We start from the raw sequence: 13,676 nt of genomic DNA, 5'->3' as shown, positions 1-13,676 counted from the left end.
TCTAGCCCCCGTCCCCGCGTCGCAGCGCCCACTTCTGCACCGACTCCAGCGGTCCGGTGCGGAACCGGCGCAGCCACAGCGTGGCGCCCAGCATGAGGACGGCGCACACCGCCGCCCACAGCCCCATCACCCACCACGGACGGGCCGACGCGAACCGGTCCGCCAGGCCGAGCCCGATGCCGTACGAGACCAGGACGCACAGGAGGTTCTGCAGCACGTACCCCGACAGGGCCGTCCGGCCGACCGACACCAGTCCGGTCGTGAGCGGCCCCGGGCGCCGTACCCGGCCCACCACCGCGCCGATCAGGCCGATGTAACCGACCGCCACCAGCGGGGCGGCGCAGTACCGTCCCAGCAGTGTGTAGTCCTGACCGGCCAGGGTGACCACCACGGTGAGCGGCGCCCCGAGCCCCAGGCCCCAGCCGAGCATCCGGCCACGGATGCGCCGGCCCGTCCCGTCCATGCCGAACGCCCCGGCCCGGAACAGCCGCACACCGAGGAGGAAGAGGAACACCAGGAGCCCGAAGGACAGCACCGGTTCCATGCGCAGCACCAGGGCGTGCTCCAGCCGGAAGGAGATCTGGTCCGGGTAGCCACCGTGCGCGTACAGATCGACGATGTCCCGGGAGACGCCTTCCCGGTCCCCGGTGCCGTCCCCGTCGCTCCCATGGGCCACCAGCGCCGCCGTGAGCAGGCCCATCACCACCAGATGCAGCCCGGCCGCCCACCACATGACCCGTCGGCGCGCCCGGTCCGAGCGGTTCAGCAGCCGGGCGACGAGCAGGGCGGTGACCGCGTACCCCATCAGCACGTCCCAGGCGAAGACGAGGACGAAGTGCACGGTGCCCTCGGCGAACAGGAACAGAGCCCGCCACCGGTAGCGGCCGGGCCAGGGCTGTCCGCGCCGGGCGGCGGAGTCGTACTGGATCGCCAGCCCGACGCCGAACAGGATCGTCAGCATCGACAGGAACTTCCCGTCGGCCACCCGCTGGAACAGGCTCTCGGCCGCCGCGGGCAGTGAGCCGAAGCCGCGCCCGCCGGTGCCGTTCTCGAGGATTCCCCACTCGGCGCCGGGTCCGGTGAAGACCCAGACATTGGTCATCAGCGTGCCCAGGATGGCGACACCCCGCAGGATGTCGAGCAGGGGCAGCCGGCCTCCGGCCGGGGTGTGGGTACCGGCACCGGAGGGCGTCGTGGAGGTGCTGCGCGCAGGAGCGGTCATCCCTCCATCGTTGGGGACGTCCGGGCCGCGTTCCTCATGAGGAGAGCCGAACTCGCCGTCCGTCGAAAGTCGCAGCTGACGCGGGGTCACTTCCCCCCTCGGGTGCAGAGCCTGGTCCCGTGGGTGTAGTCACCCCCGACACCGTCCGACGCGACAGAGGTTCGGTGGTTGAACCCAGCGGTTCATCGGGCCGCGCCCTGATGACCTCGCCCCGGGGCCTTTCGCGGAAACCGCCAGTGGTGATCGCAGCGTTTGCAGGCTAGGTGGGTGCCAAGTGTGCTGTCAATGCGGATTTCCTTAGATCTGGCCGTTGCAAACGCTGTCTCATTCGTCGCACGCCATCCCGGGCGAACCGTATGCGGCAACCCCTGACCGATCTCTTGACGCGTCTGCGGCGCGGGGCTAACTTCACCGCAATTCTTGGAGCTGCTTCCTCAACTCTCCCCTTCTTCTCTTCAAAAGGTGAACACATGCTGCGTATGCGACGGCGCAGAACGACGGAGCTGATGGGCCGGGGCCTGGTGGCCGTCGCGGTGGTGGCCGCGTCCGGCGCGGCCGTACCCGCGGCCGGAGCGCCCGCACGCGCCGCCGGTCAGGGCCCCGCGCGCTGCGGACCCGCCGGTGAGAGCGGCCGGTTCGCGGACGGCACCGGCTCCGCGACACTGACCGTCACCCATGTCGGGGACAGCTGTCTGCGGACCTACAGGCTGGTCAGCTCGGTCGCGGGGGAACGGACCTTCCGCGAGAGCGCGGACCGGCCGACCCTGCGCTCCGGTTCGGTCCTGCTGGACGGGCTGTACGCGATGGCCCACGACGACGCCCGGCGCAACGAGACCGACCAGCTCACCGATGACGCGTACAACGACGGCGAACCGGTGCCGTGTCCGGGCGGCTGCTACATCACCGGCAAGTCATGGACGTACGTCTGGACCCGCGACGTCTCCTACTCCGCCGACCTCGGACTGACCCCCGCGGACCCGGAGCGGATGCGCAACACCCTCGCGTTCAAGCTCAGCGACCGCCGCGACGGCTCGGGGGACACCCAGGTCATCCAGGACACCGGCACCGGCGGCAGCTACCCCAGCTCCTCCGACCGCGTGGTGTGGGCGATGGGCGCGAGCGAGATACTCGACTGGCTCCCGGACGGTGAACGCGAACCCTTCGCGCGCCGGGCCTACGACGCGATCCGCAACACCGTCGAACACGACCGGAAGGTCGTCTACGATCCGCGCCAGGGCCTCTACAAGGGCGAACACTCCTTCCTCGACTGGCGCGAACAGAGCTACCCGGACTGGACGAAGGACGACGTGGCCACCATCGCCACCTCACGTTCCCTGTCCACCAACGTCCTGCACCGGGTGGCGCTCGACACCGCCGCCCGTCTCGCGGCCGACGCGGGCGACGAGGCGGCGGCCGCCAAGTACCGCGGCTGGGCCACCCGGCTCACCGCGGCGATCCGCCGCGCGTTCTGGCTGCCCGGACAGAGGCAGTTCTCCCAGATGCTCACCACCGAGCTGGACCCCTCACCGGTCCGGCGCTACGACGCCCTGGGCACATCGCTGGCCGTCCTCACCGGTGTCGCCACACCGCGCCAGGCCCGGCAGGCGGTGGCCGGCTACCCGCAGACCCCCTACGGCCCGTCCGTGCTGTGGCCGCAGCAGCAGGGCGTACCGGCCTACCACAACAACGCCGTCTGGCCCTTCGTCACCGCGTACCTGATGCGCGCGGCCGCGAAGTCCGGCAACGACGGCGTGGCCACGCTCCAGGCGCGGTCCCTGATCCGCGGCGCCGCCCTGTTCGGCACCAACAAGGAGAACATCAACCTCCTGGACGGCGGCACCAAGACGGAGATCAACTCCGACCGGCAGCTGTGGAGCGTCGCGGGCATGCTGTCCATGGTGCAGCAGAGCCTCTTCGGCATCGACGCGCGCCGCGACGGACTGCACATCAAGCCCTTCCTCCCGGCCCGACTGCGCCACACCTATCTGCGCGGCGGCGACCGCGCCGCACTCCACCACCTGAACTACCGCGGCCACACCGTGGACATCACCCTCGACCTCCCGAAGGACACCGCGGAGCGCGGTGCCTACCGGGTCACCTCGCTGAGGCTGAACGGCGAGCGGCTGCCCGCCGGTACGCCCATCACCGAGGAGATGCTGGGCGAGGGCACCGCGAAACTGGTCATCGAGCTGGGCGCGCCGCGCCCCGGATCGGCCTCGCCCGCACCGAAGCCGGTGGACGTCTCCTCCAAGGAGGCGCTGTACGGGCCGGACACACCGGCCGTGCGCGGGGTCAGCACCACCGGCGGCCGCGCCCGGCTGTCCCTCGGCATCGGGGACGAGAAGCCCTCCAGGGTCACCATGGACGTCCTCCGCGACGGCCGGGTGATCGCCGAGAACCAGCGCGTCTCCGGTACCGAACCGGTCTGGACCGACCGCACCGCGCGCCCGGAGAAGGTCTCGCACTGCTACAGCGTCCGGCTGCGCTACACCTCCTCCGGCAACACCTCCCAGCACGCGAAGCCACGCTGCTCCTGGGGCCCGCGCCACGACCGCGTCACCAAGGTCACCGGCGAGGACTTCGAGGTCACCGGCGGCCACCGCACCAGCGGCGAACACGGTGTGTACTACGCGGACTGGGGCACCGGGGCCAAGGACAGCATCACGGCCCGGATCAGGCCCAGGTCCGACGGCGAGTACCTGATCCAGGCCGACGCGGCGGTCGGCGGCCCCGTCAACACCGGCGTGTCGAGCGGTATGAAGATGCTGCGCGTGTACGACGACGCCACCAACCGCCTGGTCGCCCAGAAGGTCATCGCGATGCCCAACACCGGCAGCTGGACGACCGTACGCGGTTCCACCTACGCCTCGGCGCGGCTGACCGGGGGGCGTGCCTACCGCGTCGTACTCGCCCAGGACCCACGGGCGGTCAACATGAGCTACTTCTCCGACAACGCCCTCTACCGGGACACCCGGAGCGGTCCGTCCAACAACAGCGACGTGTACGCCATCACGGCGCGGCTGAAGCGGCACACGGCCCGGTGACGCGTCCGGGCCGTCCCGCTCAGCCCAGCGTCCGGCAGTACAGGGCGTCCGGAGTGCGGAACGATCCCAGGCGGCCGGTGTACGCGATCCCGGCGGCGTACTCGCCGTCCGCGCACTGCCCCTTGTAACGGCCCTGCGCGAAGTCACCGCCCCGGGGAGCCGTCCCGCGGTTGTCACCCCGGTCGAACCACACCGCGCGGCCGTCCGTCCCCAGCTTCCCGGGGGCGGCGGTCGCGCACAGGGCGGCCGACACCGCCGTGCCGCGGACGCTGTAGCCGATCAGGAACTGCCCGTCCGCGCACTGGAGTTTGGTGTAACCGGACGCCCAGTCGCGGCCGGGGGCCACATGCCGTTCGTCCCGGACGACCTCCTGTCCGCCGCCGGTGTCCGCGGGCGAGGCGGCGGACACGTCCGAGCACAGTCCCCGGTTGCCGGTGTGGCTCAGCCCCATGAGCCGCTGGCCGTCGGGGCAGACGGCCTTGCGTGCCCCGTGGTCCCAGTCGGGGTCGGGCAGTGCGCGCATCCGCCGCGACGCCACGAAATCGCCGTGGTCGGGGCTGAGCATCGACCAGCGTGCCACCGGGGCGACGGGACCGGTGCGCCCCTTCGCGTCGATCAGCCTGGTCCAGGCCGCCGCCCGCCAGTCGTCCCCGTCGTACAGGCCCATGCGGTGGCCCGCAGCGTCCCAGTGCAGCAGTGCCCACCCGTTCCCCGTGCGGTTCTCGTGGTGTCCGACCAGCGGCCAGTAGGCGAAGTCGGCGTCGGCGCGGATGAGTTCGTCGACGAAGTTCTCGAACCAGGCCCGCTGTTTCGCACCGGTCTCCTCACGGCCGCCGACGCCGAACTCACTGATCCAGACCGGAGCGGTGAAGTGGCGGTCCGGTTCGGAGGCCACGTAGAGGGCCTGGCGGGTGAGGGTGGCGGCCAGCTCCGCGGGGCTGAGGTCCCGGTAGCGGGGGTCGCTGGTCTCGCCCACACCGGTGGCGCCGGTGTGGCGCGGACCGGTGTAGTCGTAGAAGTGCGCGGAGTACACCAGCTTGCCGGAGTCGACGAGGGTGTGCGACAGCCTGCGGACGGGCTCCAGGGTGGGTCGCTCATGGGGCAGTCCGTCGACGGGGATCCCGGTCCAGTTGATGCCCTCGACGATGATGAGGAGGTCCGGGTTGGCCTCGGTCAGGATGCGGTCACCGGCCCGCTGGGAGGCGGCGAACCAGTCGTGGCGGTCGCCCAGACCCCAGTTGGGGTCGTCCCACACCGAGCGGCGTACCTCGTTGTAGAGGTCTGCGCCGACCACCCGTTCGTTGTCCCGGTAGCGGCGGGCCATGAACAGCCAGTCGCTCTCCCAGTCCGCCGCCGACCGGCTCGCGTTCCAGCGCTCGTTGCCGTCCACCGCGCAGCACCACCGCGTGGTGTTGGTGTGGTTGTTCAGGATCACCGCGAGTCCGGCGGCGGTGAGTTCCCGTACCACCACGTCGTACACCTGGAGGGGAGTTCTGCCGCGCAGCTCCGGATTGGCGGCGACCGCGTCGTCCGTCACGGGGCGGGTGTCATGGATCATCTCGTTGGAGAACGGCAGCCGGACGCTGTTGATGCCCAGCTCCCGGAATCCGGAGACGATCTCCTCGATGGACGCCCGGTCCAGTCCCAGCGGCATCCGTCCCGCGTTCTCGCCCGCGTGGTGGTTGGCGTCCTCGTCCTGACCGCCGGAGCCCGTCCATGTCCCGCTCGCGCCGTGCCAGTTGCCGGACTTCAGCTTGAACCGCTTCCCGTCGGCGTCCACGATCCAGCGGCCCCGAGTGCTCAGCGGCCCCTTCCAGTCGGCCGCCGCCGGGGTGGGCGTGGGCGCCGCCTCCGCGCCCGCCGGGGCGCGCTGCGCCGTCCGCGGGGCGGCGGTGGCATCCGGTGCCGAGAGGCACAGCAGTACCAGGACGGTGGCCAGTAACGGTCTGACGAGGGATCCGTTCACGAAGTCCGTCCCGGAGGTGTGGGGGTGGTGTCCGCGCCATGATGGCCGGTGTCACCCCCGGGGGCCAGCCCCCCATTGAGCCAACGCGCGTCCCGGAGCCTCGCCCGGCACATCGCCCAGCATCTCGTCCGCGCGGTGGACGGGACTTCCGCCGGGTGGCCGAGCGGGCCCTTCCGGTGTCATCCCCGGGACCGGGCGGAACGGCCCCGTGGGACGACGCCCCGCGCTGAAGGGCTCAGCAGGATGTTCTGCATGAGCTCGCAGACGGTCCCCGCATCCTCGACCCCCATTGCCCCGGCGCCCCGTTGGGCGGTGTGGGCGGCCCACGCCACCACCTGGGTCGTCCTGCCCAGCGGTCTGTGGCGTATCGCCCTGGTGCTGGGACATCCGGCCGGTTACACCGGCGAGGGCTTCGCGGACTTCCGGTCTCCGGGCGCGAAGGTCTGGATGCTGGCGCTGAGCGTGGTGTGCGAATGCGTGGCCTTCCTGACGATCGGCCTGGTGCGGCCGTGGGGTGAGGTCGTGCCGCGCTGGATACCGTGGCTCGGCGGGCGGGCCGTGCGCCCGATGGCCGCCGTCGTGCCGGCCGCGCTGGGCGCGGTGGCGCTGACCGCTCTCTGGGCCGACGTCCCCCGGTGGTGGACCTACTCCCACCCCGACATGACGGACACCGGAAGCCTCGTCGTCGGCATCCTCTACCAGCCGCTCGTACTGTGGGGCCCCTTGACCGGGGCGGTCACCGTCTCCTACTACCGGCGCCGCCGGCCGCGCGGTCGCCGTGTCGGCTCCGCCTGAGCACCCTGTGGTATTCATCCCTTGTCGCGGCTTTTGTCAGAAAACATGCGGGAACGGGATGGAGCTGGGGACGTGGCGTTCGCGGAGTCTTCCGGCGGGGACGGGCCACCCGCCTCCCGCCGGTCGCTGGTCCCGCTGCTGGCCGTGTGCGCCGGGTACTTCATGGTGATCCTGGACGTCACGGTCATCAATGTGGCCGTACCGGTGATCGGCCGGGAGCTGTCGGCCTCGCTCACCGGAATCCAGTGGATCACCGATGGATACACCCTGGTCTTCGCCGGGTTCCTGCTGACCGGTGGAGCGCTGGGGGACAGGCTGGGGAACCGCCGGGTCTTCTGCGCCGGGGTGGCGGTGTTCACCGTCTCCTCGGCCGCGTGCGCCTTCGCGCCGACCACGCCGTTCCTGGTCGCGGCCCGGTTGGCGGAGGGGCTCGGCGCGGCGCTGATCGTCCCCGGCTCGCTGGCCCTGCTCCAGCAGGCGTATCCGGATCCGGCCGACCGCTCACGGGCCTTCGGACTGTGGGGTTCCGTGGCGGGCATCGCTGCCTCGGCCGGGCCGCTGCTGGGCGGACTGCTGGTCTCCACGGTGGGCTGGCGGTGGGTGTTCCTCATCAACCTGCCCGTCGGCGTCGCCTGTCTGGTGCTCACCCCGCGCCATGTGGCCCGCTCCCCGACGGTCACCGGCAGGGCCCTGGACTGGCCCGCGCAGTGCGCGGTGGTCGCGGCCGTGGCGTCGCTGACCGCGGCGCTCAACGAGGCCGGGCGGCGCGGCTGGTCCGATCCGGCCGTCCTCGCCGGAGTGGGGCTCTCCGTGGTGGCTGCCGTGGCGTTCGTGGTGCGCGAGCGGCTGGCCCGTGGCCCCGCCCTGCCGCCGGATCTGCTGCGGTCACCGGCGCTGGGCGGCGGAGCCGCCATCGGTCTGCTGTTCAACTTCGGCTTCTACGGCATGGTGTTCACCGCCAGCCTCGACTTCCAGCACCAGCGTGGCTTCAGCGCCCTGGCCACCGGGGTGGCACTGTTCCCCGCGGTGGCGATGACGATGTTCGCCTCCGTCCTGTCCGGACGGCTCACCCGCAGGACCGGCGACCGTCCGCTGGTGGTCAGCGGCATGCTGCTGGCCGCCCTGGGGCTGGGCGGCTGGGCAGCGGCGGGGGACGACCCCGGCTACGCGCTGCTGGTGGTCCCGATGATGGCGGCGGGATTCGGCACCTCGTTCGCGCTCACCGGCTCGACCTCCACCATCATGGGCGCCGTGCCCCCGGCGTACTCGGGCACCGCCTCCGCCCTGTTCAACACCACCCGCCAACTCGGCAGCGCCACCGGAGTGGCACTCGGCGGCACCCTGCTCGCCACGGCCGCCACCTACGGCCGCGGACTGCGTCTCAGCATGGCCATCGGCGCCCTCGCCTATCTGACCGCCGCGGCTCTCGCCTGGTGGTGCGTACCGTCCCGGACCGGGCGCGAGGTTCCCGCCGGGCACTGAAACACCCGCCGCGTGACCCGACGTATAAGGTGACCGGGAAGCCGCCGACCGCTCCTGCGGAGGGAACGGAGAGACACGTGCAGGACGCCACCCCCGTCGAGCACTCGACCGGCCCCGACGCCGCCCTGCGCGACCGCCTCGCTGGCGGACCCAACGCGCTGTTCGTCTACGGCACCCTCCAGTTCGACGCCGTACTCACCCATCTGCTCGGCCGGCTGCCCCGGAGCACCCCCGCGGCCGCCCCCGGCTGGCGCGCCGCCGCCCTCGAAGGCCGTGTCTACCCGGGGCTGGTCCCCGCACCCGGTGCCGCGGCCCCCGGTCTGCTGCTCATCGATCTGAGCCTCACCGAATGGAAGATCCTCGACGCGTTCGAGGACGACGAGTACGAGCCGGGCCGGATAGCGCTGACCTCCGGCGCCCAGGGCTGGGCCTACCTCTGGCGCGAGGGCGATGTCCGCCCGGAGACCTGGCAGGCGGCCGACTTCGCCGCCCGCCACCTGACGGAGTTCACCGCCCTGTGCGCCGAGGTCGCCCCGGAACTGACCGCGGCGGCCACCCGCTCCTAGCCGGGAAACACGGCACCGGACCACCGGACGAAAAGCGTCCAGGCCGACCCGTGACGGGCCGGCCTGGACGTGGCGTGGTGGAGCGGATCAGACCAGGTCGAACCGGTCCAGGTCCATGACCTTGGCCCAGGCGGCGACGAAGTCCCGCACGAACTTCTCCTTCGCGTCATCGCTCGCGTAGACCTCGGCGAGCGCGCGGAGTTCGGAGTTCGAGCCGAAGACCAGGTCGGCACGGGTGCCGGTCCACCGGACCGCACCGCTGGCGTCGCGGGCCTCGAACTCGTCCTGCGCCTCGGAGGTGGACTTCCAGGTCGTGCCCAGGTCGAGCAGGTTGACGAAGAAGTCGTTGGTCAGAGTGCCCGGACGGTCGGTGAGGACACCGTGCTTCGAACCGCCGTGGTTGGCGCCCAGCACCCGCAGGCCACCGACGAGGGCGGTCATCTCGGGGCCGCTCAGGGTGAGCAGGTTGGCCTTGTCGAGCAGCAGGTACTCGGCCGGCAGGCGGTTGCCCTTGCCCACGTAGTTGCGGAAGCCGTCGGCGGCCGGCTCCAGGGCGGCGAAGGACTCGACGTCCGTCTGCTCCTGGGAGGCGTCCACCCGGCCCGCCGAGAACGGCACCTCGACCTCGACGCCGCCGTCCTTGGCCGCCCGCTCGACGGCCGCGTTGCCCGCGAGCACGATCAGGTCGGCCAGGGAGACCTGCTTGCCACCCTTGGCGTTGAAGGACTCCTGGATGCCCTCCAGGGTGCGGAGCACCTGGGCGAGCTCGTCCGGGTTGTTGACCTCCCAGCCGCGCTGCGGCTCCAGACGGAGGCGCGCGCCGTTGGCGCCACCGCGCTTGTCGCTGCCGCGGAAGGTCGAGGCCGAGGCCCAGGCGGTGCCGACCAGCTGCGAGACGGTCAGACCGGAGGCGAGGACCTGCTCCTTGAGCGCGGCGGCGTCGGCGGCGTCGATGGCCTCACCGGTGCGCGCGGGCAGCGGGTCCTGCCAGAGCAGCACCTCGGAGGGCACCTCGGCGCCGAGGTAGCGCACGACCGGGCCCATGTCGCGGTGGGTCAGCTTGTACCAGGCGCGGGCGAAGGCGTCCGCGAACTGGTCGGGGTTCTCGTAGAAGCGGCGCGAGATCTGCTCGTAGACCGGGTCGAAACGCAGCGACAGGTCGGTGGTGAGCATCATCGGGAGACGCTTCTTCGACGGGTCGTGCGCGTCGGGGATGATGGCCTCGGCGTTCTTCGCCACCCACTGGTTGGCACCGGCCGGGCTCTGGGTGAGCTCGTACTCGTACTCGAAGAGGTTCTTGAAGAACTCGTGGCCCCACCGGGTCGGGGTGCTGGTCCAGGTCACCTCGAGGCCACTGGTGATGGCGTCGCCGCCCTTACCGGTCCCGTAGGTGCTGCGCCAGCCCAGGCCCTGCTCCTCGAGGCCCGCGGCCTCGGGGTCGTCGCCGACGTGGTCGGCCGGACCGGCACCGTGGGTCTTGCCGAAGGTGTGGCCACCGGCGATCAGCGCGACGGTCTCCTCGTCGTTCATCGCCATCCGGCGGAACGTCTCACGGATGTCCCGGGCCGCGGCGATCGGGTCCGGGTTGCCGTTCGGGCCCTCGGGGTTCACGTAGATGAGGCCCATCTGGACCGCGCCGAGCGGGCTCTCCAGCTCACGGTCGCCGGAGTAACGGGCGTCGCCGAGCCACTCGGTCTCGGGGCCCCAGTAGACGTCCTCCTCCGACTCCCAGACGTCCTCACGGCCACCGGCGAAGCCGAAGGTCTCGAAGCCCATCGACTCCAGGGCGACGTTACCGGTGAGGATCATGAGGTCGGCCCAGGAGATGGCCTGGCCGTACTTCTTCTTGACCGGCCAGAGCAGACGGCGGGCCTTGTCCAGGTTGCCGTTGTCCGGCCAGCTGTTCAGCGGGGCGAAGCGCTGCTGACCTGCGCCCGCGCCACCGCGGCCGTCGCTGATGCGGTACGTGCCCGCGCTGTGCCAGGCCATGCGGATCATCAGCGGGCCGTAGTTGCCGAAGTCGGCCGGCCACCAGTCCTGCGAGGTGGTGAGCACCTCGGCGATGTCCCGCTTCACGGCGGCGAGGTCGAGGCCCTGGAACGCCTCGGCGTAGTCGAACTCCTCGCCGAGCGGGTTGGCCACGGCCGGGTTCTTGGCAAGGATCTTCAGGTTCAGCCGGTCGGGCCACCACTGGCGGTTTCCGCCGCCTTGCGTCGGGTGCGGTGCGCGCCCGTGGGCGACCGGGCAGCCTCCGCCTTCCGTCTTCGCGTCTACGACGACTGCGTCATGGTTCTCAGACATGGGAATCCTTCCGGACCAGGCGGATCACGGTGCTCATGAACTGCGGATGGTGGAACGGTCGGGGCGCTGCCCCGGCAGGTGACTCCGGCGTCCTCGGTCGGGAAGACGACCGGGAGGCCGGTGCCGTCGGACGCGGTGAGGCGGATGTCCTCGCGCATGACGGGGGAGGGAGGCAGGGGGCCACGTGCTCGGACCGCGCGACGCGGGAGGCCGTCACCCGAGGGCCTGCACCGCGGGGCTGTCCGGCGGTGGTCCCGTCACGTCTCTTTCTCCTGTCGTACTGGAGGCTTCCTGTCTCTTGGCTCTCGCCGGAACCGATCCTACGATGGACAGAATCTAAGTCAAGAAGTGCGCCAAACCCATATCCGATCGGATCCCGGATGCCCATTGGTAAACTTCGGGAGTCCCACCGAACCTGAATAGGTGAACCGATATGAGTGACCTGCTGGAGCGACTGCGAGGGCGCGGCTGGCGGATGACGTCCCAGCGGCGTGTCGTTGCGGAGGTCCTCGACGGCGATCATGTGCATCTCACCGCCGACGAGGTGCACGCCCGTGCGGCCCGGAGGCTGCCCGAGATCTCCCGGGCGACCGTCTACAACACCCTCGGAGAGATGGTCTCCCTGGGTGAGGTCATAGAGGTCTCCACCGACGGTCGGGCCAAGCGCTACGACCCCAACGCGCACCATCCGCACCAGCACCTGGTGTGCTCAGGCTGCGGCACCATCCGCGATGTGCATCCGACCGGCGACCTGCTGGCCGGTCTTCCCGCGGAGGAACGGTTCGGCTTCACGGTGTCCGCGGTCGAGGTCACCTATCAGGGGCTCTGCCCCTCCTGCGCCTAGGCGGCAGACGGGCCGCAGGCAGGTGCCACGCCGGCCGACGCCCCCGCATTTACACCGTATAGCAGACAGGGGGCCTTGCCGCAAGGCCCCCATACCGGGCGAAAATCGCTGCTCGCGTTCCGAGGGCCGGACGCGAGACGGGAGCGACATGCGGGTTCTGCTGTCCACGATCGGGTCACGCGGTGAGGTCCAGCCGGTGGTGGCACTGGCCGTCCGGCTGATGGCGATGGGGCAGGAGGCCGTGGTGTGCGCGCCGCCCGACTTCCGGGAGTGGGCTGAGTCCCTGGGCGTCACCTATGTGTCCGTGGGCCCCGAGCTGCGGGGGACGGCGCGGCGGAGCGCCACCGCCGTCCCTTCGCCGGAACAGCGGCGGCAGATGATCGAGGGCACGGTCGCGGCGCAGTTCGACGCGGTCGGCGCGGCCGCCGATGGCTGTGACGTCATCGTGGCCGGGGGAGCGCTCGCCATCGCGGCGCACTCGGTGGCCGAACGCCACGGCATCGGTTACGTCTACGCGGCGTTCGCTCCGGTCACCCTGCCCTCGGCGCACCACGCGCCCCCGGTCTTCGGGATGCTCGGGCAGCGGCCCCCGGACGGGGCGGTGGACCACCGCACCCTCTGGGCCGAGGACGCCGCACGCTGGAACACCCAGTGGGGCGCGGCCCTCACCGCGCGGCGCGCGGCCGTCGGACTGCCCCCGGTCGAGGATGTGCGCGACCACCTGTTCACCCGGACCCCGTGGCTGGCCGCGGACCCGGTACTGGCTCCGTGGCCGGAGCCGTCCGAGCTGGAGGTGATCCGGACCGGCGCCTGGACACTCCCGGACCACCGCTCGCTCCCCGCCGGACTGGAGAGGTTCCTGGACGCCGGGGAGCCGCCCGTCTACTGCGGGTTCGGCAGTGTCCGCGCCCCCGAGGGCGTCACCGGGGCGGTGATCGACGCGGCTCGTGCGCTCGGCCGCCGGGTGGTCCTCTCTCGGGGCTGGGCCGGGCTGTCGCCCGTGGACGGCCACCCCGACTGCATGGTGATCGACGAGGTCAACCAGCAGGCCCTGTTCCGGCGGGTGGCGGTGGTGGTGCACCACGGTGGGGCCGGTACGACCACGGCCGCCGCGATGGCGGGGGCGCCACAGGTGGTCGTTCCGCAGATGTTCGACCAGTTCTTCTTCGCCCGGCGCGTCGAGGAGCTGGGCATCGGCAACGCACAGGCCTCCGGTGGTCCCACCGCCGACTCACTGCGCGCGGCCCTCCACCAGGCGCTCGCGCCCACGGTGGCGGACCGGGCGCGCGCCGTCGCGGGCGAGATGCGCACCGACGGGACGCTGACCGCCGCCCGGCGGCTGGTCGGGGAACACCGCTAGGTGTATTGATCACGAGCGTTGTTGACGCTGGTGGGTCTTGATCATGGCGAAGACCTCCGGTGTGGTGGAGCTGTCTAGGACTGCACCACACGGAGG

At 71.4% G+C, this 13,676-nt stretch carries 9 protein-coding genes; 6 read left to right on the top strand and 3 right to left on the bottom strand.

The window, feature by feature from the left end; genetic code table 11:
* Position 1: 1 nt before the first annotated feature.
* Positions 2 to 1,222 (bottom strand): DUF418 domain-containing protein, encoded by a 1,221-nt coding sequence (locus AC07FT_RS34990; RefSeq protein WP_479180155.1) that lies wholly within the window; start codon positions 1,220 to 1,222, stop codon positions 2 to 4.
* A gap of 470 nt (positions 1,223 to 1,692) precedes the next feature.
* Here AC07FT_RS34990 and AC07FT_RS34985 point away from each other — a divergent pair, with 470 nt between their 5' ends.
* Entirely contained in the window at positions 1,693 to 4,266 is a 2,574-nt protein-coding gene (locus AC07FT_RS34985; protein WP_479180154.1) for an MGH1-like glycoside hydrolase domain-containing protein, read from the top strand.
* A 19-nt stretch (positions 4,267 to 4,285) separates the two neighbouring features.
* Here the strand turns inward: AC07FT_RS34985 and AC07FT_RS34980 are convergent, their stop codons facing one another.
* Positions 4,286 to 6,232 carry a glycoside hydrolase family 5 protein gene (locus tag AC07FT_RS34980; RefSeq protein WP_479180153.1) on the bottom strand — a complete coding sequence of 649 codons (1,947 nt, stop codon included), beginning with the start codon at positions 6,230 to 6,232 and terminating at the stop codon, positions 4,286 to 4,288.
* A gap of 252 nt (positions 6,233 to 6,484) precedes the next feature.
* Here AC07FT_RS34980 and AC07FT_RS34975 point away from each other — a divergent pair, with 252 nt between their 5' ends.
* The 3 genes from AC07FT_RS34975 (at position 6,485) to AC07FT_RS34965 (ending at position 9,075) form a co-directional block, all read left to right on the top strand.
* Positions 6,485 to 7,027 carry a hypothetical protein gene (locus AC07FT_RS34975; protein ID WP_479180152.1) on the top strand — a complete coding sequence of 181 codons (543 nt, stop codon included), beginning with the start codon at positions 6,485 to 6,487 and terminating at the stop codon, positions 7,025 to 7,027.
* A 72-nt stretch (positions 7,028 to 7,099) separates the two neighbouring features.
* Positions 7,100 to 8,509: an MFS transporter gene (locus AC07FT_RS34970; protein ID WP_479180151.1), complete on the top strand. Its 1,410-nt coding sequence runs from the start codon at positions 7,100 to 7,102 to the stop codon at positions 8,507 to 8,509.
* A gap of 77 nt (positions 8,510 to 8,586) precedes the next feature.
* Positions 8,587 to 9,075: a gamma-glutamylcyclotransferase family protein gene (locus AC07FT_RS34965; RefSeq protein WP_479180150.1), complete on the top strand. Its 489-nt coding sequence runs from the start codon at positions 8,587 to 8,589 to the stop codon at positions 9,073 to 9,075.
* An 87-nt stretch (positions 9,076 to 9,162) separates the two neighbouring features.
* Here AC07FT_RS34965 and katG read toward each other — a convergent pair whose 3' ends face one another.
* Entirely contained in the window at positions 9,163 to 11,376 is a 2,214-nt protein-coding gene (gene katG / locus AC07FT_RS34960; RefSeq protein ID WP_479180149.1) for a catalase/peroxidase HPI, read from the bottom strand.
* A gap of 433 nt (positions 11,377 to 11,809) precedes the next feature.
* On the opposite strand from katG, the gene AC07FT_RS34955 reads away from it, so the two are divergent.
* Positions 11,810 to 12,220 carry a Fur family transcriptional regulator gene (locus tag AC07FT_RS34955; RefSeq protein ID WP_254750971.1) on the top strand — a complete coding sequence of 137 codons (411 nt, stop codon included), beginning with the start codon at positions 11,810 to 11,812 and terminating at the stop codon, positions 12,218 to 12,220.
* 148 nt (positions 12,221 to 12,368) lie between these two features.
* Positions 12,369 to 13,580 carry a glycosyltransferase gene (locus tag AC07FT_RS34950; RefSeq protein WP_479180147.1) on the top strand — a complete coding sequence of 404 codons (1,212 nt, stop codon included), beginning with the start codon at positions 12,369 to 12,371 and terminating at the stop codon, positions 13,578 to 13,580.
* The last annotated feature ends 96 nt before the right edge of the window (positions 13,581 to 13,676 follow it).

The sequence above is a fragment of the Streptomyces sp. NPDC045899 genome, from assembly GCF_056431485.1.
This window is presented reverse-complemented; position numbering and strand designations above follow the sequence as displayed.